General features: G+C 70.2%; 19 protein-coding genes. 14 read left to right on the forward strand and 5 right to left on the reverse strand.

Features of this window, described 5'->3' with window-relative positions; all coding sequences use genetic code 11:
- Window positions 1-4: 4 nt before the first annotated feature.
- From AF1_RS37045 to AF1_RS15680, 3 genes are read right to left on the reverse strand one after another with little or no spacing between them, the layout of a single operon-like run.
- Window positions 5-370: a Rieske 2Fe-2S domain-containing protein gene (locus AF1_RS37045; RefSeq protein ID WP_084262967.1), complete on the reverse strand. Its 366-nt coding sequence runs from the start codon at window positions 368-370 to the stop codon at window positions 5-7.
- Complete coding sequence (locus AF1_RS15675) at window positions 274-1,995, reverse strand: hypothetical protein (protein WP_131732844.1); 1,722 nt, start codon at window positions 1,993-1,995, stop codon at window positions 274-276. Before AF1_RS15675 ends, AF1_RS37045 begins: the two co-directional genes overlap by 97 nt.
- A complete protein-coding gene (locus tag AF1_RS15680) occupies window positions 1,982-2,527 on the reverse strand; it encodes a hypothetical protein (protein WP_131732845.1) in 546 nt (181 codons plus the stop codon). The genes AF1_RS15675 and AF1_RS15680 overlap by 14 nt, the downstream gene beginning before the upstream one ends.
- Before the next feature lie 260 nt (window positions 2,528-2,787).
- On the opposite strand from AF1_RS15680, the gene AF1_RS15685 reads away from it, so the two are divergent.
- The 11 genes from AF1_RS15685 (at window position 2,788) to AF1_RS15735 (ending at window position 14,170) form a co-directional block, all read left to right on the forward strand.
- Entirely contained in the window at window positions 2,788-3,039 is a 252-nt protein-coding gene (locus AF1_RS15685; protein ID WP_067798837.1) for an acyl carrier protein, read from the forward strand.
- Window position 3,040: 1 nt separating this feature from the next.
- A complete protein-coding gene (locus AF1_RS15690; protein WP_084262969.1) occupies window positions 3,041-4,210 on the forward strand; it encodes a ferritin-like domain-containing protein in 1,170 nt (389 codons plus the stop codon).
- A complete protein-coding gene (locus tag AF1_RS15695; RefSeq protein ID WP_067798840.1) occupies window positions 4,191-4,979 on the forward strand; it encodes a hypothetical protein in 789 nt (262 codons plus the stop codon). Before AF1_RS15690 ends, AF1_RS15695 begins: the two co-directional genes overlap by 20 nt.
- A gap of 13 nt (window positions 4,980-4,992) precedes the next feature.
- Window positions 4,993-6,003: an alpha/beta hydrolase gene (locus AF1_RS15700; RefSeq protein WP_067798843.1), complete on the forward strand. Its 1,011-nt coding sequence runs from the start codon at window positions 4,993-4,995 to the stop codon at window positions 6,001-6,003.
- 19 nt (window positions 6,004-6,022) lie between these two features.
- Window positions 6,023-6,253, forward strand: coding sequence for a phosphopantetheine-binding protein (locus AF1_RS15705; protein ID WP_067798846.1), 231 nt, complete (start codon window positions 6,023-6,025; stop codon window positions 6,251-6,253).
- Entirely contained in the window at window positions 6,243-7,856 is a 1,614-nt protein-coding gene (locus AF1_RS15710) for an AMP-binding protein (RefSeq protein ID WP_067798849.1), read from the forward strand. Before AF1_RS15705 ends, AF1_RS15710 begins: the two co-directional genes overlap by 11 nt.
- Window positions 7,853-9,067 carry an aspartate aminotransferase family protein gene (locus tag AF1_RS15715; protein ID WP_242608945.1) on the forward strand — a complete coding sequence of 405 codons (1,215 nt, stop codon included), beginning with the start codon at window positions 7,853-7,855 and terminating at the stop codon, window positions 9,065-9,067. Before AF1_RS15710 ends, AF1_RS15715 begins: the two co-directional genes overlap by 4 nt.
- A 47-nt stretch (window positions 9,068-9,114) precedes the next feature.
- Window positions 9,115-10,521 carry an MFS transporter gene (locus AF1_RS15720; protein WP_067798852.1) on the forward strand — a complete coding sequence of 469 codons (1,407 nt, stop codon included), beginning with the start codon at window positions 9,115-9,117 and terminating at the stop codon, window positions 10,519-10,521.
- A gap of 18 nt (window positions 10,522-10,539) precedes the next feature.
- A complete protein-coding gene (locus AF1_RS15725; RefSeq protein ID WP_067798855.1) occupies window positions 10,540-11,538 on the forward strand; it encodes an acyl-CoA desaturase in 999 nt (332 codons plus the stop codon).
- A gap of 39 nt (window positions 11,539-11,577) precedes the next feature.
- Window positions 11,578-13,188: an AMP-binding protein gene (locus AF1_RS15730; protein ID WP_067798858.1), complete on the forward strand. Its 1,611-nt coding sequence runs from the start codon at window positions 11,578-11,580 to the stop codon at window positions 13,186-13,188.
- Between the two features lie 94 nt (window positions 13,189-13,282).
- A complete protein-coding gene (locus AF1_RS15735; RefSeq protein ID WP_207394145.1) occupies window positions 13,283-14,170 on the forward strand; it encodes an SAM-dependent methyltransferase in 888 nt (295 codons plus the stop codon).
- A 61-nt stretch (window positions 14,171-14,231) separates the two neighbouring features.
- Here the strand turns inward: AF1_RS15735 and AF1_RS15740 are convergent, their stop codons facing one another.
- Together AF1_RS15740 and AF1_RS15745 are read right to left on the reverse strand one after the other, a co-directional pair.
- Window positions 14,232-15,527 carry a condensation domain-containing protein gene (locus AF1_RS15740; protein ID WP_067798860.1) on the reverse strand — a complete coding sequence of 432 codons (1,296 nt, stop codon included), beginning with the start codon at window positions 15,525-15,527 and terminating at the stop codon, window positions 14,232-14,234.
- 66 nt (window positions 15,528-15,593) lie between these two features.
- On the reverse strand, window positions 15,594-16,391 hold the full coding sequence (locus AF1_RS15745) for an AfsR/SARP family transcriptional regulator (RefSeq protein WP_131732846.1): 798 nt from the start codon (window positions 16,389-16,391) through the stop codon (window positions 15,594-15,596).
- A 1,003-nt stretch (window positions 16,392-17,394) separates the two neighbouring features.
- Between AF1_RS15745 and AF1_RS15750 the strand changes: the two genes are divergently transcribed.
- From AF1_RS15750 to AF1_RS15760, 3 genes are all read left to right on the forward strand, one after another.
- Window positions 17,395-17,832 (forward strand): hypothetical protein, encoded by a 438-nt coding sequence (locus tag AF1_RS15750; protein ID WP_067798866.1) that lies wholly within the window; start codon window positions 17,395-17,397, stop codon window positions 17,830-17,832.
- Window positions 17,829-18,752 (forward strand): hypothetical protein, encoded by a 924-nt coding sequence (locus AF1_RS15755; protein WP_067798869.1) that lies wholly within the window; start codon window positions 17,829-17,831, stop codon window positions 18,750-18,752. Before AF1_RS15750 ends, AF1_RS15755 begins: the two co-directional genes overlap by 4 nt.
- The coding region (locus AF1_RS15760) for a hypothetical protein (RefSeq protein WP_217999824.1) at window positions 18,739-19,104 on the forward strand (366 nt) is incomplete at its 3' end. The genes AF1_RS15755 and AF1_RS15760, both read left to right, overlap by 14 nt.

A 19,104-nucleotide genomic window follows, 5' to 3' on the forward strand; every position in this document is an offset into this window, starting at 1 on the left:
GCTGTTACCTTTCAGATTCGCCACTCGACCCCGATTGGCTGAGATCGGCTTGGAAGAGATCCGGCTGAGGGAGATTCGGGCAGGCGGGTCCGCGCAGCCGCTCGCCCGTGCGAACGTCGAACGTCGCCCCGTGCCAGGGACACCGCAGGAACGGTCCGTTCACATATCCGTCGGCAAGCGGCGCGCCACGGTGCGGGCACGCTTTGGGGATCTGGTAGTCGCGTCCCTCATGCCGGACGATGAGGCGGCCGTCGGGCAGGCGCTGCGGCGAACTCAACGGTGCTCCTCCAGTTCGGTCAGCTTCTTGCCATACTTCGCATCGAATTGCAGGTTCCGTTCGTACACGGCGTCGGCGATCCATCCGAGCCATTCGGCGAGCCGGTTGGCCAGCGGCACATCGGACGGCCGGAACTCCTGGTGCTCCCGGTAGAACGTGCGGTTCAGCCGGATGTCCGCGAGGCCCTTCCAGGTGATTCCCTCGTGGTGGACGTACGTGGGGACCCGGCAGCTCATCCGGATACCGGCGGCGCGGTGGCCTTCATGGTTGGCGTCCTCGGCCACCGCGATGTCGGGCAGGTTGAACGACTGCGCCTTGAAACGGCGCACCAGCGTGTAGTTCTGCGCCTTCTTCACCACGTTGTAGCGGAGCCGCTGGCCGATCGCATTGGCGATCCTGACAAAGTCGAACGGCACGCCCTCCGCTCTCCAGTCGAACTGGTCACTGAAGGCGGTGTAGCAGAAGACATCCTCGTAGTTCAGGGTCCAGGGCGCGTCCAGTTTGGCCGCCGACATGGGCGCGGTGAAGATGGCATAGTCGACCGGCAGCGCACTGTCCTCGGCCGCCCAGCGGCCCAGCGTCTTGATGACGTCGGTCGGGGTCCGGCCGGCCGCCACGGCGTTGTCCACGGCCCTCGCCCACGCCTTCGGCCCCTCGCCGACGATCGGGGCGTCGAAGGCCACCTCCAGTTCGCGCCGCAGGCCCGCGGGCAGGGGCACCAGTTCGGTGCACGCCGGCCTCGGGACCAGGAACTCGCGGCGTTCCCAGTTGCTCCCGTCGAACTGCAGGCAACGCAGATGGCCGAGTTCGACCGCGCACCGCAACCGGGCGTAGAGCCGCCCGAGTTCGGCCGGCCTGTCCGGCAGGGAGGCCGGGGCCTCGCCGAGCAATTCCTCATACGAGCGAAGGCGGCGGACCACGAAGTCGACCACCAGCGGCAGCGAAATGATCGACTGGTTCAGTTCCTGGATGCAGAACCCGGCCTCCCGCCACAGCAGCACCGCCGTGACGACACCGAGCGCGGAGTCGCTCCAGGTGCCCGGATCGCTGCGTGCACACCCGAGCAGGACGGCTCCGACCTGGCGGTTGCTCACCAACTCGCCGCCGACGAAGAACCTGACCTGTTCGAGAGCTTCCATCCGCTCCTTGAACTCCAGCAGCAGCGTAGGGCGCTCTTCTTCGCGCATGCCGCTCCACACCGCGAGCGCCCGCCGCCGCAGGTTCGCCCGCCAGGGTCGCGGTTCGGCGCACCAGAACGGCGCCTTCTCCAGCACCGCCGTCATGAACACCCGCTCATTGCCGTCGCGGATCGGCCCGCTGAGCCCGAGTTCGGTGAAGACGTTCTCGGGGTCCTCGGTTTCCAGCCGTTGAAGCAGGTCGGCGTGCAGGTCCACCGCCGCGGACAGGTCGCCGGAGGTACGGCCGAACGCAAGCGCCAGGATGTACCAGGACCCCAGATCCGCGTCACCGAACGGAATCTTCAGGCGGTACCACGCGTCGTACATGACCGCGCGGTGCTCACCGGCCGCATCGAGCACCCGATCGATGACCGCACGGTCCAGTTCGGGTCCCGCCCGCTCCGGGAGGTCGCACAGGCCGGCGGCCAGCAGGCCCAGGGCCACCGCCAGGTCGTCGTGCAGGGCGTCGCCACGGATCAACCGGAGGCGGTACGCCACATCCGTGTCCACGCCGGCCAAGGGCAGTTCAGTCTTGATCACCGCTCGCCTCCGCAATCAGCGTCTTGATGATGACGGTGTCGAGGTAGAACACCGAGAACTCACCGGCACCGGCCAGGCCGTCCGGATTCTCCAGATATCCGGTGAACCTGGGCTGCAGGCCGCTGCTGCGCACGACCTTGTTGATCCCGATGTTGCGCGTACGGGTCTCAAGGACCAGTCCGTTGATCGGGTATTCGGCCAGCACGTGGCCGGCGATCACCGGCAGGCTGTTCCAGAGAACGGCGCTGAGAATCCCCTGCTTCCTCGCCGACGGATCGGTCAGATGGACGTGCACGTAACCATCCGGCCGGCCCAAAATGTTGATATTGGTGAAGCCGATGATCGCGCCGTTGCGGCAGAACGTGAAGCCCACCGCGACATCGCGTGGCCCGTGCCGCCGGCAGAACTGGCGGAATCGCGCACGCGTGTCATCCCGGCTTCCCAGCTTGGCCCGGTCGATGCCGAGGAAGTCGAGGTCGGCGATGCCGTCGTGCCAGTAGGACACGAAGGTCTCGATGTCCTCCTCGATCATGTCCCGGACGGTCAGCCGATCGCCCCGCAAGTCAAATCCAAGCAGCTCCATGTCGTTCCGCAGTCCCCGCCTTCTCAATGGACCGATCCGTACGCCACACCCGGCGCTTCCAGTTTTCGGCATCGCGGTCCGCAGCCGGTCCTAGGGTGATCCAGCCTCGATATACCGCCGGTACACGCCGATCCGGACAGCCTTGTCCGCCTCGGGCGGGCTCCCACATACTCGCTGCAGACAGCGCGGGCTCCGAACAGGCGGTTGATGTGATCACGGTCGACGAAGTGCTGGAAATGATCCGGAAGAAGATGCGCAACAAGCTGCCGGCCAGCCTCGTATTGGACGGTGACACGGAAGTCGATCGCCTCGGCCTGTCCAGCCTGCAGATCGCCGACATCGTGTTCACGATCGAGGACAGGTACGATTTCGAGTTCGATCTTGAGCGGGCGTTCGACGTCGTCACGGTCAAGGACATCGTCGATGTGATCAACGATACGCTTTCCGAATTCCAGAAATAACATGGCGGACTCCACGGGCGGCACGGAGCACTCCACGGGCAAAACGGAGCGACCAGACGGGAAGAAGCCTGAGGAGCCGGCACGCCTCGCCGGCCACTGGGCCATCCCGGTGACCGGCGACTCCCTGTTCACGTGGGATTATGACTCGGACTCCGACCGGCTGCTGCGCCTGTACGACAAGGGCAAGCGCCTGCAGTGGGATGCCGCCACGGCACTCGACTGGAGCCGGCCGGTCGATCCAGGAGACCCGCTGGGAATGCCGGACGAGCTGATCTGGATCGCGGACTCCGAGCTGTGGGACCGGTTGCCCGAGTCCGAACGGGCCGTGGTCCGACGCCATACGGCGGCCTGGATGTATTCGCAGTTCCTGCACGGAGAACAAGGCGCCCTGATATGCGCTGCGCGGGTGGTGCAGACGGTGCCGGGAATAGACGCCAAGTTCTTCGCCTCCACGCAGGTGATGGACGAGGCACGGCACGTCGAGGCCTACGACCGCTACCTGCGGGAGAAGATCGGTGTCCGGTACGACATCACGGCCTCACTGCAGGGTCTGCTCGACTCGATCGTGCGCGACAGCCGCTGGGACATCACCTATCTCGGCATGCAGGTGCTGATCGAAGGGCTGGCGCTGGCCTCGTTCGGCATTCAGCGGGATCTGATGAAAGATCCCCTGGCGAAAGCGTTCAACGCCTATGTGCTGAAGGACGAGGCCAGGCATGTCGCGTTCGGCCAGATCGCGCTGCGCGACCACTACCGCGACCTCACCGACGCAGAACGGCGCGAGCGGGAGGAGTTCGCGCTTGAGGCGTGCTGGGTTCTGCACGCGCGTTACAACGGCGAGGAGCTTTGGCGCAATCTGGACTATGGCGCGGAGGAGTGCATCGAGCTGACCAAGCGCTCCGCGTCGCTGCGGGTCTTCCGGTATCGGCTGTTCTCCCGGATAGTGCCCGCGCTGAAGAGCATCCACCTGTTCGGTCCCCGGATGCGGGACGGGCTGGAGAAGCTCGGCCTGCTGCGTTTCGCGGCGATGGACATCAACGCGATTATGGAGGCTGACAGCCGGGCCGCCGACGAGATCGAGCTCGCCATGCGACGGCAGCAGATCGAGGCGGCCATCGAAATCGGCCGATCCGGCCGGACAGGGGTGCAGGATGACCGACCCGCAGGTTGAATCCCCGGTACTGCGATCGGCGGACGAGCTGACCTATTTCGGGATTACCGGACGCGGCACGCTCCAAGCCAAGGAGCTCTACCGTTTCATGGAGCACACCGGCCCTCAATGGTGGCTGCCGATGTCCGGAATGACTCGCGAGGAGTTCTGGCGGTCCCGGCAGCACGCGCTGGTGGCCCGCAGCACGGTCGTCCGGATACTGGCGGGCGGCTGCCGCCCGAGCGACCCGGTGAGCGTCGAGCACGCGATCACGCATGGCCGGCGGGAACGGCGTGGCCGCGGCGACGCCGAGTACGGGTTCCTGGACGTGCTCTCGGTCCGCAGGGACTCCGACGGGGCCGTCCTCGCCGACCTGGCCACGCACACCGTGTGGGTCGACTTCCGCGGCGGTGGCCGCAAGGTGGCGGCCGCGCCGCCCGACGGCCTGGCCTGCCCGCTGGAGGAACTGCCACCGCTCGAACCGTTCCCGCGGCTCGGTGAGCCGGCGGCGGTCGCGGAGTTCACCTGGACCGCGCGGGAGGCGGAGGTCACCAACAGCCACGTATCGTTTCCGAGCTATGCCGAGCGGGCGGAGAACGCGCTGTTCGACGCCGGTCTCCCGATGCCCGAGCTCCCGCGGTGGCAGGGGTGGTACCGCCTCGACTTCCTGACCGGTGACCGGGCCGCGGTGAAGGTCTGCCAAGACGCAGACGGATACCTGTTCGGGTTCTGCCCGGCGGACGATCACCGGCCGCGGGTCTGCCTCCGGCTGAGCAACGCCGGGGCATGAGCGGGGCCGGGGCATGAGCGGGGCCGGGGACGTGATCGAGCGGGAACGGCCGCTCGATCCCGTCGTGAAGGCGATCTTGATGCTGGCCGGCCGGTCGCCCGCACCGCCGGGGCCGGGCAGGACCGGTTCCGCCGACGAGGACGGGTTCACCCCGGAGCAGGCCCGCGCCGCCTTCCACGCGTTGACGGTCACCGCGCGGTCGGCCGGCTCGGTGGCCCCGGTGGGTGCCGTCGAGGAGGTCCGCGCGGCGGGGTTACCCGCCCGGGTCTATCGGCCGGCGGCCGCCGGGCCCGCGCCGACGGTCGTGTTCTTCCACGGCGGCGGCTTCGTGACAGGGGATCTGGACACCCACGACAACCACTGCCGATGGCTGTGCCGGGAGACCGGGGCGGTGGTGGTCAGCGTCGGTTACCGGCTGGCGCCCGAAGCGCCCTTCCCCGCCGCCGTGCACGACTGCCTCACCGCGATCCGGTGGGCCGCCGGCGAGATCGCCGGGCTCGGCGGCCTGCCGGAGCGGCTGGCGGTCGCCGGTGACAGCGCGGGCGGCAATCTCGCGGCCGTGGCGGCGCAGGTGTGCCGGGACGAGGGCGGCCCGCCGCTGTGCGCCCAGCTGCTGGTGTATCCGGTGGTAGATCTGAGCGCACACCCCTATCCGTCCCGGCTGGAGTACGGCGAGGGCTATCTGCTCACCGCCGACACCATGCGCTGGTTCGTGTCCTGCTATCGGCCGGACGAACGGTCACCGCTGGCCTCCCCGCTGCGGGGAACGCTGACCGGCCTGCCGCCGGCGGTCGTCGTGACGATGCAGTACGACCCGCTCCGTGATGAGGGCGAGTCCTACGCCGCCGCATTGGCGGCGGCGGGCGTGCCGGTCGCGGCGCACCGCTTCGGCGGTCTCGTGCACGGCTCCTTCGAACTGCCGATCCTCGGGCCCGCCACCGTCGAAGCGATGCGGACCGCGTTCGGGTCGTTCCGGAAGCTGCTGATTCCCACCTCGGAGCTGTCGCGTGAACCTCTTTCGTGAACGTGGAACCCGCCGGCGGGTGACGAAGCTGCTCGCCCAGATACGGCCCGACGTCGCCGCCATGCCGATCCACGGGGGCCTGCGGCTGGAGCAGGAGCTCGGCCTGGACTCGCTCGCCATGGCCGCGCTGGCGGTACGGCTGCACGAGGAACTGAAGGTCGACCTGATGGCGCTCGCCGAGCGGCGCCAGCAGATCCAGACGATCGACGATCTGGTCAAGGTCGTGGAGGAGCTGACCAATGGCGCCTGACACCGGTTGCCGGCGGCTGGCGGACCTGGTGCCGAGGCTGGCGGAACTGCCCGATGCCGCCATCCTGCATCTCGCCGGGACCGAGCTGGTGCGCACACCGTTCCCCGAACTCGGCGCCGATGTGCGCCGGGCCCAAAAGAGGCTGACGGACGCGCAGGTCGAGCCCGGGACCAGGGTCGGCATCTGGGGCGGCAACTCGTACGAATGGGTGGTCTACGAGCTGGCGCTGCTGGACCTCGGCTGCGTCACGGTCACCCTGCCGCTGGCGGAGTTCGCCGGCGGCTCCGCGGCGGAGCTGGCCGACAGGTACCGGCTCGAACTGCTGCTGGCCGACCCGGACCGGTGCGCCGAGCCGGCGGACTGGCTGGTTCCGCTCGCCTTGGACTGGCCCGGCGATCGTGAGATCCGGCTGCGGCCCCGTCCGGCCGGGCTCGACCCCGACGTGTTCTCGATCGTGTTCTCCTCGGGCACGACCGGTGCGGTCAAGGCCATCCAGATCAGCAGAGCGGCCACCGAGGACTGCCTGGCGGAGTTCGCCGATCATTACCGGTTCAGCGCCGACGACAGGATTCTGGTCGCACTGCCGTTGTCCACCTTCCAGCAGCGCATCATGCTGTACTGCGCGATCTGGTACGGGTTCGACGCGGTCGTGGTGGATCCGTCCCCGCTGATGCTGGTGGTCATGAGGCAGGCGAGGCCCACCATCATGGGGGGTCCGCCCGCCTTCTACGAGCTGCTCGAGAACCGCTTCGGCAGCCTCTCCGCCCCGAAGAAGGCGCTGCTTCGGCTGCTGTCACGGGTGATCCGCTCCGTACTGCCCGCCGGCCTCGCGCAGCGCGCGCTGCGCTTGGTGTTCCGCCAAGCCCATGAGGCCTACGGCGGGCGGATGCGCCTCATGCTCAGTGGCTCGGCGCCGCTGCGCAGATCCACCGCCGACGTCTTCGCCATGGTGGGGCTGCCGCTGTTCCAGCTCTACGGCCTGACCGAGTCGGGCTTCATCGCCTGGAACCGGCCCGGGGCCAACCGGATCGGGTCTGTGGGCCGGCCGGTCTTCAAGGGCTCCGTCACCATCGCCGGGGACGGCGAGGTCCTCGTTCGCTGGCCGCGCCCGCAGAGCCCCGGCTACCTGGGCGAGCCGCCCGAGGTCGAGCGGGCGACCTACCGCGGTGACGGCTCGATCGCCACCGGCGACCTCGGCCGGTTCGACGACGACGGCTTCCTGTACCTGATCGGCCGCAAGAAGGACGTCATCATCACCCGCGCCGGCTACAAGATCGCCCCATCGCCGATCGAACAGCGGATCCTCACCGACACGGCCGCCGACCAGGCCGTGCTCATCGGCGGCGGCGACCTGGACTACGTCGGGGTGGTCATCGCGCTGCGGGCACACGCGGACGAGGACGCCGCGGACCGGATCGACAAGCACATCGAACAGATCAACGCCGGGCTTCCCGAGGCGTCGCGCATTCTGCGGGTTCTGTTCACGAGGGAAGCCTTCACCAGGGAGAACGGGCTCATGACCACCACACTGAAGATCAATCGCAATGCGGTGGCACAGCGTTATCGCCCTGCTCTCGACAGGGGCGAGCGTTGGTCCCGGTGAATCCCGCCACGCCGTTCAAGACGATCCGGCGGCACATGTCCCCGGGGGTCGCCACCGTGTACCGGGCGGCGGGCCGTGGTTCCCACGAATCCGAGGCCGCCGGCGCGACCGTACGGCTGGCCGACGGCCGCGAGGTGGTCGACTTCGGTTCGTACGGCATGGCGCAGCTCGGCCATCGCTGCCCTCGCGTCGTCGAGGCCGTGGCGGCCCAGCTGCGCACGATGCCGACGGCGACCCGGGCGCTCGCCAACCCCGCGGTGACCGAATTCGTCCGCGAACTCACCCGGCGATGCGGCCCCGATCTGAACCGGGTGTGGCTGGGCAGCGACGGCGCCGACGCCGTCGAGGTCGCCACGAAGCTGGCGATCCGGGTGACGGGCCGCACGCGCCTGCTGGCCGTGCGGGGCGCCTTCCACGGAAAGACGCTCGGGGCGCTGGCGCTCACTCACGCGCCGATGTTCCACGAGGGGCTCCAGCCCCTCCTCGGCCACGTCACCCATCTCCCGCCGGAGGATCCGGACGCGGTCGCGCGGGAAGTCGCCGAGGGCGACATCGCCGCCCTCGTCTTCGAACCGATCCGCGGTGAAGGCGGAGTCCACCCGCTGGCTCCCGATGTCGCAGCCCGGTGGGCGGCGGACGCGCAGGCCGCACATGCCTTTGTGATCAGCGACGAGGTGCAGGTGGGGCTGCGCCGCTGCGGCGAGTTCTCGATCGCGGTGGCGCGGGGCTGGAATCCGGACGCCGTGCTGTTCGGGAAGGCGCTCGGCGGCGGCGTCATGCCGATCTCGGCGATGGTCGCGACGTCAGCGCTGTTCCAGCCGCTGGCCCAGGACCCGAGCTGGCACACCTCCACAGCGGGCGGCCATCCGCTCGCCTGTGCCGCGGCGACCGCGGCGCTGGCCGCCATCGACGAGCACGAGGAGCGGGCCCGCGAGGTGAGCGCCGGTGTTCAGGCCGGGCTGCGGACGCTGAGCAAGACGCATCAGGACCTGGTCGCGGAGGTCCGCGGAACCGGACTGCTCTGGGGGGTCGATCTCCGGTTGCCGAGTGCCCACGGGGTGATCGCCGAGCTCGCGGCGGCGGGGCTGCTGGTGTCGCCCTGTCTCAGTTCTCCGCCGACCATCCGGCTGCTCCCGCCGATGGTGGCGACCGACGACGAGATCACCCGCGCGATCGAAGTGCTCGACACGGTGCTGACCGAAGCGAAGTGATCATGGATACACAGGAGTCCGCAGGAGAAGGCCGGAGGGGCGACGTCATGCGAACCGGTGCCGCGCAGCGAGAAACCACCGGGATCATCGTGTCGCTGGTCGCCGTGGGCGCGGCGTTCCTCGCGATGTTCGACGCGACCGTGATCAACCTCGCGATCCCCGCCCTGGGCGAGGACTACACGTCGTCGTCGGTCGCCGCCCTGACGTGGACGATCACCATCTACGCCATCATCTTCGCGGCGCTGCTGGCGCCGGCGGGCCGGGCCGGCGACGTCCTCGGCTGCCGCGTCACCTATCTGGGCGGGATCGGGCTCTTCACGGTCGCCTCGGTGGTGTGCGCGGTGTCCCCGAACCTGCCGGTGCTGTTCGCCGGCCGGGGGCTGCAGGCGGTGGGGGCGGCCGCCATGGTCCCCGCGTCGCTGGCCATACTGTTGCGCAACAGCAGGCCGGAGCACCATGCGAAGGCCATCGGCATGTGGGGTGCGGCGAGCGCGGCGGCGGCCGCGATCGGCCCGAGCGCCGGTGGCCTGCTGGTCGACAGCCTGCACTGGCGCTCCCTTTTCTGGATCAATCTGCCGATCGGCCTGGCGCTGATCTGGTGCATCCGGGCAATTCCCCGCACGGGCGGCGCGGGCGGGGCGTGGCCGGACCTTCCCGGGACCATCCTGCTCGCGGCGGGGATCGGCGCCATCGTGCTGGGTGTGGGCGAGGGACCGGCCTGGCACTGGACAGACCCCCGCACCATCGGGTCGATCGCCGCCGGTGGACTGATGCTCACGGTGGCGTTGCGCCGATCCGTCCGTCATCCGGTTCCCGCCGTCGAGACCACGCTGTGGCGCAGCCACCGGTACGTGCTGGCCAACCTCGCATCGTTCTGTTACGGCGCCGCACTGTTCCCCTGGCTGCTGGTCGGCATCCTCTACCTCACCCAGGTGTGGCACTACGACGAGTTCGAGGCAGGACTGGCGCAGAGCCCGGGGGCGATCACGGCGGCGCTCAGCGCCATGCTCGCGCCCCGTCTCATCAGAAAATACGGTCCCCAGGCAGCGATCATCGCCGGCGCGCTCATCATGGCCGTGGTGGTGCTCTGGATCCATCTCGGGCTGACCGTCCACCCCCGGTTCCTCGCGTTCTGGCTGCCGACCGGTCTCCTCGTGGGGGTCGGGATGGGAGCGCTGGCCAACGGGGTGGCCAGCGCCGCCGCGATGTCGGTCCACCCGCGGCAGTTCGCGGGGGCGGTCGGCCTCAACACCGCGGCCCGGCAGGTCGGTGGCGCCCTGGGCGTCGCCGCCCTCGCCGCGATCATGTCCGTCAGCGCGCCGGCGGTGCTCGGCGACTACCTGAACGTCTACCTGTTCTGCGGGGTGTCGGCCCTGGCCGCCGCGGCGGCGGGCGTCGCGATCGCCGCCCGCGGCTCCGCCGGCAGTTCCACCACCGAGACCGTCCAAGGCTGAACGACAGAAGGGTTCGCCATGAATGGCAAGGAGCACCGGCTGTTCATCGTGGCGGCCTCGGTGGTCCCGCTGCTCGGGACGGTCGCGGCGATGGCCATGCTGTGGAACCGGGCGTTCGGTGTCACCGACCTTGTCGTCCTGGTGGTCATGTACACGATCGCCGGACTCGGCATCAGCACCGGATTCCACCGGCTGCTGGCGCACCGGTCGTTCAGGACCTACCGGCCGATCTACGACGCGCTCGCCGTCGCGGGCAGCATCGCGGCCCAGGGGCCCGCCATCATCTGGGCCGCCCATCACCGCCGCCACCACCGGTTCGCCGACCGCGACGGCGACCCGCACAGCCCCTACCACGGGGGAAGGCAGACCCGGCTGGCGGTCCTCCAAGGGCTCTGGCACGCACACCTCGGCTGGCTGCTGGACGAGAAGCTGACCTCAGAGCCGATCCGCTACTGCCCGGACCTGGTCCGAGACCGCCACCTGCGCTGGATCAGCGGGCATTTCGTCGCGCTGGTCCTCACCGGGCTGGCCGCTCCCGCCCTGCTCGACTACCTGCTCAGCGGCGGCCGGCCGATGGCCGCGGCCACGGGTTTCCTCTGGGGAGGGCTGGTGCGGATCTTCCTGCTCAACCACACCACCTATGCCGTCAACTCCATCGGGCACGCCTACGGCCGGCGCCGGTTCAGCACGGCCGACGAGTCGCGCAACCTCGGCTGGCTGGCCCTGCCGACCTTCGGCGACTCCTTCCACAACAACCACCACGCCTTCCCCCGGTCGGCATCGCATGGGATGCGCTGGTACGAGATCGACCTGAGCGCCCTCTTCGTCCGCGCACTGGCCGCCGCAGGACTGGCCTGGGACGTGATCCACATCGATCGGGAACGGCAGGCCGCCCGGGCGGCGGGACTCGCCCGGGTCGGCGGCGGGCGCGGCGTCCCGCACGCGCCCCCGGCGCCGCTCGGCGAAAGCCGGAGGGGCAAAGCGGCGCAGGTCGCCGACGCCGGTGACATCGAGTAGGTGAGTCGAGCGGGCGGAGGAGCAGATGGGGGGCGACACATGAGCACACTCTGGGAAGCGCTGCTAGCGGCCCGGAACGGCCGGTTCCGCTGCTGGACGGGGGACGGCTTCACCGAGGTCGGCTGGGCGGAGGTGGTCACCGGCGCGCGTGAGACGGCGGCGGGGCTGCGGACGCTGGGCGTACGCCCCGGCGTGCGGGTCGGCACCATCCTCACCAACACGCCACTGGCCGTTCGGGGGACGCTCGCCATCTGGCTGGCCGGCGGCACAGTCGCCTCGCTGCCGGTCCCCGCACGGGGCATGGGCGCGGACGAGTACGCCGAGCAGATCGTCGGGCTGTGTGATCTGACCGGTACACCGATCCTGCTCACCGATGCCCGGGTACTGCGGGCGCTGCCCGAGCGGCTGCGGAGTCGTGGCACGGCCTGGGAGTCGGTTCCGGCCCGATCGCCGGGGGCGGAGGAACCGCCCGGCCCCGACGAGCCGGCGTTCATCCAGTTCTCCTCCGGGAGCACGAGCATGCCGAAGGGCAGCGTGCTCACTCCCCGCGCCATCGCGGCGCAGCTGGACATCATCCTCGACATGACCGACGCGGTCCCCGGCGCGGAGGTGGTCGGCTCCTGGCTGCCGCTCTCGCACGACATGGGGATGTTCGGGTGCCTGCTGTTCCCGTGGGCGTTCGACATGTCCCTCGTGCTGTCCACCCCGGAACGGTTCGCCTTCGGCGGACGGAGCTGGTTCGGTGACCTCTCCGCGTTCGGCGCGACCATGACGGCGGGCACCAACACGGCGCTGCGGCTCGCCGCGCGGGCTCAGCGCGGGCGGCTCGGCAAGCCCCTGAACCTCCGTACCGTGATCATCGGCGCCGAACGGGTCGAACGCGGATCGATGCTCGCGGCGGTGGACGCGTTCCGGGATTTCGGCCTGTCCCCGGCGAACCTGATGCCCGCGTACGGCATGGCGGAGGCGACGCTGGCGGTGAGCGCCGCCGCACCCTACGAGGAGCCGCGCTTCCTCGCGGTGGACGGGATCGCGCTCGCCGACGGTCGTGCCGTCCCGGCGGATCCGGACTCCCCTGCGGCGACCTGGCTCATCGGGTGCGGGAAGCCGTGCCGTGGGGTCGAGGTGACCTCCTCGGATCCGGACGTGGTGGGCGAGTTCGTCGTTCGGTCGCCGAGCCTGGCCACCGGCTATTTCGGCGAGCCGGAACGTACGCGGAACCACTTCACTCCGGACGGGCTGCGCACCGGCGACCTGGGGTTCGTCCACGACGGGGAACTCTTCCCGGTGGGACGCCTGGACGATGTGATCTCCGTTGGCGGCCGCAACGTCAACACCCGCGAGATCGAGCTGGCGGTCGACGCCCTCGAACCGGTGCGGACCGGGTGCTCGGTCATCGTCAACACCGGGCGCCTGGTGCTGGTCACCGAGCTGCGCAGGCACAACGCCGACCTCGGGACCATAGCGCGCGCAGCCGGCCGGGCCGCCATGGCGAAGGCGGGCATCGCCCTGGACGAATGCGTCTTCGTGGAGCGCGGCTCGGTGCCCAAGACGCCCAGCGGCAAGATCCAGCGTTACCGGACCCGGCAGCTGATGCTCGCCGATCGGCTGCCGACGATCGCGACCGTCAGCGTGGACGGCGCGTCGTGACCGGCCGCCGAACGAATCCCACGCGTCGCTCCGCCGCCGTCCGGCCGTCCTTCCGTGCTCATCCCAACCGAACCGAACGCAAGGGAGACAGCCCGTGACACTGTCCGCCCGGACTGCCGAGCAGGACCGCTACCAAGGCGCGTCCGACACCGCCATCCGGCACCACTACGACCTCGGCAACGAGTTCTACGAGCTGTGGCTGGATCCGAGCAGGACGTACTCCTGCGCGCTCTGGGAAGGTCCGGACGACGACCTCTTCAGCGCGCAGCAGCGCAAGCTGAACTACATGGCGACGGGTGCCGGGGCCACCGGCGCCGGGCGCGTTCTGGACATCGGCTGTGGCTGGGGCAGCATGCTCCGGCATCTCGTCGAGGTGCAGAAGGTCCGCCAGGTGGTCGGGCTCACGCTCAGTCCCGCTCAGGTGGAGAGCATCCAGACCTGGGCGGACGACCGTTACGACGTACGCGTGCAGAACTGGGCGGACCACGGGGACGGCCGCTACGACGCCATCGTCTCCATGGGCGCTTTCGAGCATTTCGCTCAGCACGGTATGAACCGTGAGCAACGGCTGGCGGCCTACCGGACATTCTTCAAGCGTTGCCACGACTGGCTGCCGCCCGGCGGCCGGCTCGCGCTGCAGACGAACATCGCCGGCCGGGCTCGCGCGGTGGACCGGCGAACGGTTCAGGAGATGCTCTTCATCATCGAGCGGATCTTCCCGGAGTCGGTGATGCCGCCGTTGAGCGAGATCATTCAGGGCGCCGAACGGGAGTTCGACGTGGTAACGGTCCGTAATGACCCCGACCACTACGCCCGGACCTGCCAGACGTGGTACGACACCCTCTCGGCCCGGCGGGAGCAGGCGCGCACGGTGGTGGGCGATGAGGTCGTCGACGACTACCTGCAGTACCTCGCGGCCTGCGTGCGCCAGTTCGAGCGCCGCAACCTGGGACTGGCCCGGATCATCTTCGAGCGGGTCTGACCTGCCGAAGGACCCGGGTCGCGGGCGAAAGGGCCTGATCGGCGGGGTGATCCGGCACCGATCAGGCCCGTGCCGGCTCGACCGGTTCCTCAAGGTCGGACGCGTACGCCCGCAGGCAGCGGATGAACCCGTCGTGCAGCCGCTCCATCTGGGCCGCCGCCCAGCGCCGCCTGTCGAACATCAGCTCCACGGCCAGGCCGTCACCCACGTCATCGACGCTGAACAACGCCATCCCCGGCCAAGAGCAGCCCAGCATCGCGCGAGGTCCCGGGGGGAAGCTCAACTCGACGCCGTCGATCACATGCTCCAGCCCGGCCCCGATCCGCTGCGGCCGGAACTGCAGGAACATGCTCCGGAAGTGGAGATCCCGGTAGAGCCGGCCGACTTCAGGGACCCGGTCGGCCAACTCCGACAACCTGATCCCCTGGTGCATGTGGGTGATCCAGGCGTCCGTGGCGACCGCAGCCAGGTACCGCCTGCGGCTGGGGGCGCGCACCTGCCTTCGGAACGCGATATCGCAGATGAGCATGCCGACGGTGTTCTGGAGGTCGCCTTCCCCGCGGCCGTGGACCATGCACATGGTGGTGATGTCGGGCTCAGCGGTCTGCGTGGCGACCGCTTCCTCGAACGCCGCCAGGGTCAGGTGGAAGAGCGAACAACGTTCCTGCGCGCACACCTGCTGGAGCCGAGACCTCAGGTCGCCGTCGATCCGCTCGCGCAGGAACACCGTCCGGTCGCCCTCGGGCCGTCCTCGGGGCGGCCGGTCGAAGGGCGGGGGCCGCGAGCCGGAGAGCTTGCCGCTCCAGAAGGCCGCCGCGCGACTCCCGGTCCCGTCCTCGCGCCAGGTCGCCGGATCCGCGCAGACGAGGTCGCGGCGCCGGAGGTGGTCGGCGTGCTGCCGGGTCACCGGCAGGGCGGGAGCCTCGCCCTTGAGCAGTGCCGCGTAGCTCGTCATCAGCTCACGCATGACGATCTCGATGGCGGAGATGTCGGCCACCGCATGCGGCAACGAGAGATGCAGGGCCATCCGCCGTGCCGATTCGACGACGGCCAGCAGCCGGAAGACCGGCAGTGTGGCCGGGTTCAGCGGTGTCCTGGCGAGCCGGTCGACGGTCGGCATCAGCCCATCCGTGCTCGCTCGGTGGACGTGGAATCCCACGGCGTCGGCCCGGAACCCGTGGACCGTCTGCCGGTTCTCATCGAGGTCGACCGTGGTACGCGTCGCGTCGTGCCGGCGGCACACGACGTGTGCGGCCGCTTCGAGGACGCCGAGGTCGTACGGGCCATCGAAGATCACCGTGGCGTCGGTGACGATCGTCGGATCGGTGACCATCCGCTGCGTCAGCGAGATCGGCATTTCCACTGGCACCGCACCATCTCCCAGGTCGAGATTCCGCATGTCGATATGCCGCATGGAGCCGCGTCACGCTCGGCCCGCTCGCGGCCCCCGCGAGAACCGTGCGAGGCCATCGGGCGGGATCGCCTCTCCCGTGAGGATCTTCTGGTGCAGTTCGCGGAGCGCGCGTCCGGGTTCGAGTCCCATGGTGTCGACCAGCATCGTGCGGTACTTCAGATAGGCCGACAGCGAATCCGCCTGGCGGCCGTCGCGGTGCAGGGCGATCATGAGCAGCGACCATGACCGTTCGCGGAGCGGTTCGCGGCTCAGCGCCATCCGCAGGTAGTCGATCGCCTCGTCGTTGCGGTCGAGCCGCATCAGCCCCGCGGTGAGGTCCTGAAGCACCGAGACGAACTTTTCGTGCATCCGCGTGGCGGCGTCCAGGAGCGGCCCGCGGCCCGACGGCAGGTCTTGGAGCGCGTCTCCGCGCCAGAGCCTGATCGCCCGTTCGAGATACTCGACCTGGAGTTCGTCGTCACCCTCCCGCGCGGCCCGCGTCCCCAGGTGCACGTATTTGTCGAACAGCAGCTTGTCCACCGAGTCGGGATCGACCAGGAGCTGGTAGCCGCGGGGGACGGTCTCGATACGGCCGCCGGCGGTGGCGACAAGGGGCCGGATCGCGGAAACATAGGTCTTGATATTCGCCTTCGCGGAGTAGGGCGGGTTGTCCGGCCACATGCCGTCGACCAGCTGTTCCATCGAGATCGCATTGTTCGCCTGCAGGAGCAGCAGGGCCAGCAGTTGGCGGTGTTTCGTGCGGTTGAGCCGGATCCATGTTCCATCATGACCGCGCAGTTCAAGGCTGCCGAGTAGGAGGAATCTCATGCCCGCCCGTTCCAATCAACATCCATGCGAACAGCAAATGCATGTTCGGCATCCATGAGGAACCTGACCGCAAGAGTCACCAGACACAAGAGAAGAATATTCCGAAACGAATTCAGACATGGCCCCCTGCTCACCATTTTCTCAACTCAGTGATCTGTACGAATATTCACCCGCGCCCCTCCGCCGTCCAGTAGTCAACCGCAAAATTACAGTGTGACGAAGGCCGCCGTGTCCGCAAGGATCGCCCGGCCGCCGCGATGCGGACCGGCGTCAAGCCGCGGCCGGCGGTCATCCCGCCGCCCCACCCCGTGAGCCCCGTTCATCCCCGTGACCCTGCTCACCGGGCCGAATCAGGATCTCGGCGGTGGTGACAGCGGTCGAGCACTCACAACCGGGCTTCCGGTGGCCAAGTCCATGACGGACACTGCGGTGACCGGCAAGCGCGATTGGGAATTGACGAAACCTCCATGATCGATAATGGCCTGTAATCATCGTAGTCAAATCAACCTGACGATGGCAACGGGTAAGTCCCGGGTTACCACCGGAATGCGGCGCCTTCCCTCCGCGCCGGAGCCCTCCGACGGCGCCGCCCCCGGCTCCCCCGCGCACTTCAACACCCCCGCCGCCACGTTCCTGGCCGCCATTCCTGCTGGCGTTGCAGGTCGTCACGTCTATGGCAGCGCGTCTACGGCACCGCGCCCCGGGACCAGCCGGGCTGGAGCGATCTCCTAACGGTCCTGTCCGGTTCCGGACAGCGCAGAGACGTCGACCACGCCGAAAAGGCTCGGTCCATGACCGGGCAGGCCGCGTTCGACGAAACCCAGACCGATGCCGGCCGGCGCCCCGAGCGGCTGACCAGCGCTGAGCGGGAGGAGCCCAAGCGGCTGCGCAGGCCGGTGGCCTCATCGGGACTTTCGTCCCCTTCGGGGCGGTCGTCCGGCTCTTGGGACGGACGGCGGGCGCCGCCGAGCATGGAGGGTGAGCGCGATCCCTGGGAGGCGCCGTGCCCGACATACGTGTTTTTCTGGAGCGGTTCCGCCCGGCGGGGGCGCCGGGGGCGGCCGCCGCCGCCGTGCCCGCCGACCGGCGCACCGCACTGGCCGCCGAACTCGAACCGGTGTTCGCCCTGCTCGACGATGCCGAGGAGGAGTGCCGGCGCCTGCTGGACGAGGCGGAGACGCGGGCGCAGAGCATCCGCCGGGCCGCCGGGGACGAGGCAACGGCCCTGGTCGAGCGGGCGCACGCCGACGCCGCCGTGGAGCGGGCGGCGGCCGCGGCCGCCGTGCGCAAGGCGGCGGAGGAGGACCGGGAGGCCCTGGTCGCCGCCGCCGAGGAGGAGGCACGGCGCATCGACGCCGTCGCCGGGGAGCGGCTGCCTGGCCTGGTCGCGCGGGCCCTGCGGTCCGTGGACCCGGGCGGGCGGACCGGGGAGCGGGCGTGAGCGCCAAATGGGTCGCCGGGCGGGTCCGGGCCCAGGCGCTGGCGCGGCGCCGGCTCGGCCCCGGCCGCGCCCGGATGCTCGCCGGGTCCGCCTCGCTGCCGGACGCGCTCGCCTCCCTCGCGGCGACCCCGTACGGGCATGCGGTCACGCGCGACCAAGGGCTCGCCGAGGCGCAGCACGCCGTGGCCGCCACGCTGCTGTGGCATCTGCGCGTGCTCGCGGGCTGGCTGCCGCGTGACGGCGTGACCGTCCTGCGGGCGGCGGCCGGGTGGTTCGAGCTCGCGAACGTGGACGGCCTGCTCCAGCGGATGGAGGGCCTCCCGCAGGAGGAGCCCTATGCGCTGGGAGCGCTGGAGGCGTCCTGGGCACGGCTGAGCGACGCACCGGACGCGGCGGGCCTCCGCGACCGCCTGGCCGCGACGCCATGGGGTGATCCGGGGGCGGCCGACCCCTACGCGATCCGGCTGTTCCTGCGGCTGTCCTGGGCGTCGCACGTGTCCGCGCTCGGCGGCCGCGCGGCCGGCTGGGCGGCGGGCGCGGCGGCGGCGCTGGTGGCGGGTGAGCGGTTCGGTGCCGGGCGCGACCTTCCCGCGGCGGCGTCCGCACAGGCGGAGCGGCTGCTCGGCGCCGCGCCCATGGACGCCTCCACGCTCCCGGTCATGGCCGCCCGGCTGGGCCGGGACGCGGGCTGGGCCCTCGACGGCGCCGACGACCCCGCGGAGCTGTGGCGGGCGGAGGCGCGCTGCTGGAGCCGCATGGAGCGGGACGGCGAGGCCCTGCTGCGCGGCTCGGAGTTCGGCGCCGGACCGGTCCTCGGCGCCGTCGCCGTGCTGGCGGCGGACGCCAGGCGGGTCCGGGCCGCGCTGGAGACCGCGGCGCGCGGCGGCGGACCGGCGGGAGCCTACGATGCGGTGGCCTGAGACGCTGCGGCCGGTGCGGATGGCGCGGATCGCCATCGTCGCGCCGCTGGACGGGCTGCGGGACGCGCTGGCCCGCGTCGCGGACGCCGGAGTGGTCGAGTTCGACCTGCCCCCGATGGACGGGGGCGGGCAGGGGAAGGCGGCGCGGCTGCTGCAGCGCGAGGGCGGGGAACGTCCCGAACCGGCGCTCCTGCCGTCCGCCCCCGACCTGGACGAACTGGCCGCCGCCGGACGGACGGACCTGCTCGCGGGCGAGGCGGAACTGGAGGACCGCGCGGCGGCGGCGTTCCGGCGGGGCGAGGTCGCCGCGCTGGCCGGCTGGACGCCGCGGACCGCGCGTTCCGGCCTGGCC

Origin of the sequence: Actinomadura formosensis NBRC 14204 (assembly GCF_001552155.1) — a bacterium.
Taxonomy (GTDB): Bacteria; Actinomycetota; Actinomycetes; order Streptosporangiales; family Streptosporangiaceae; genus Spirillospora; species Spirillospora formosensis.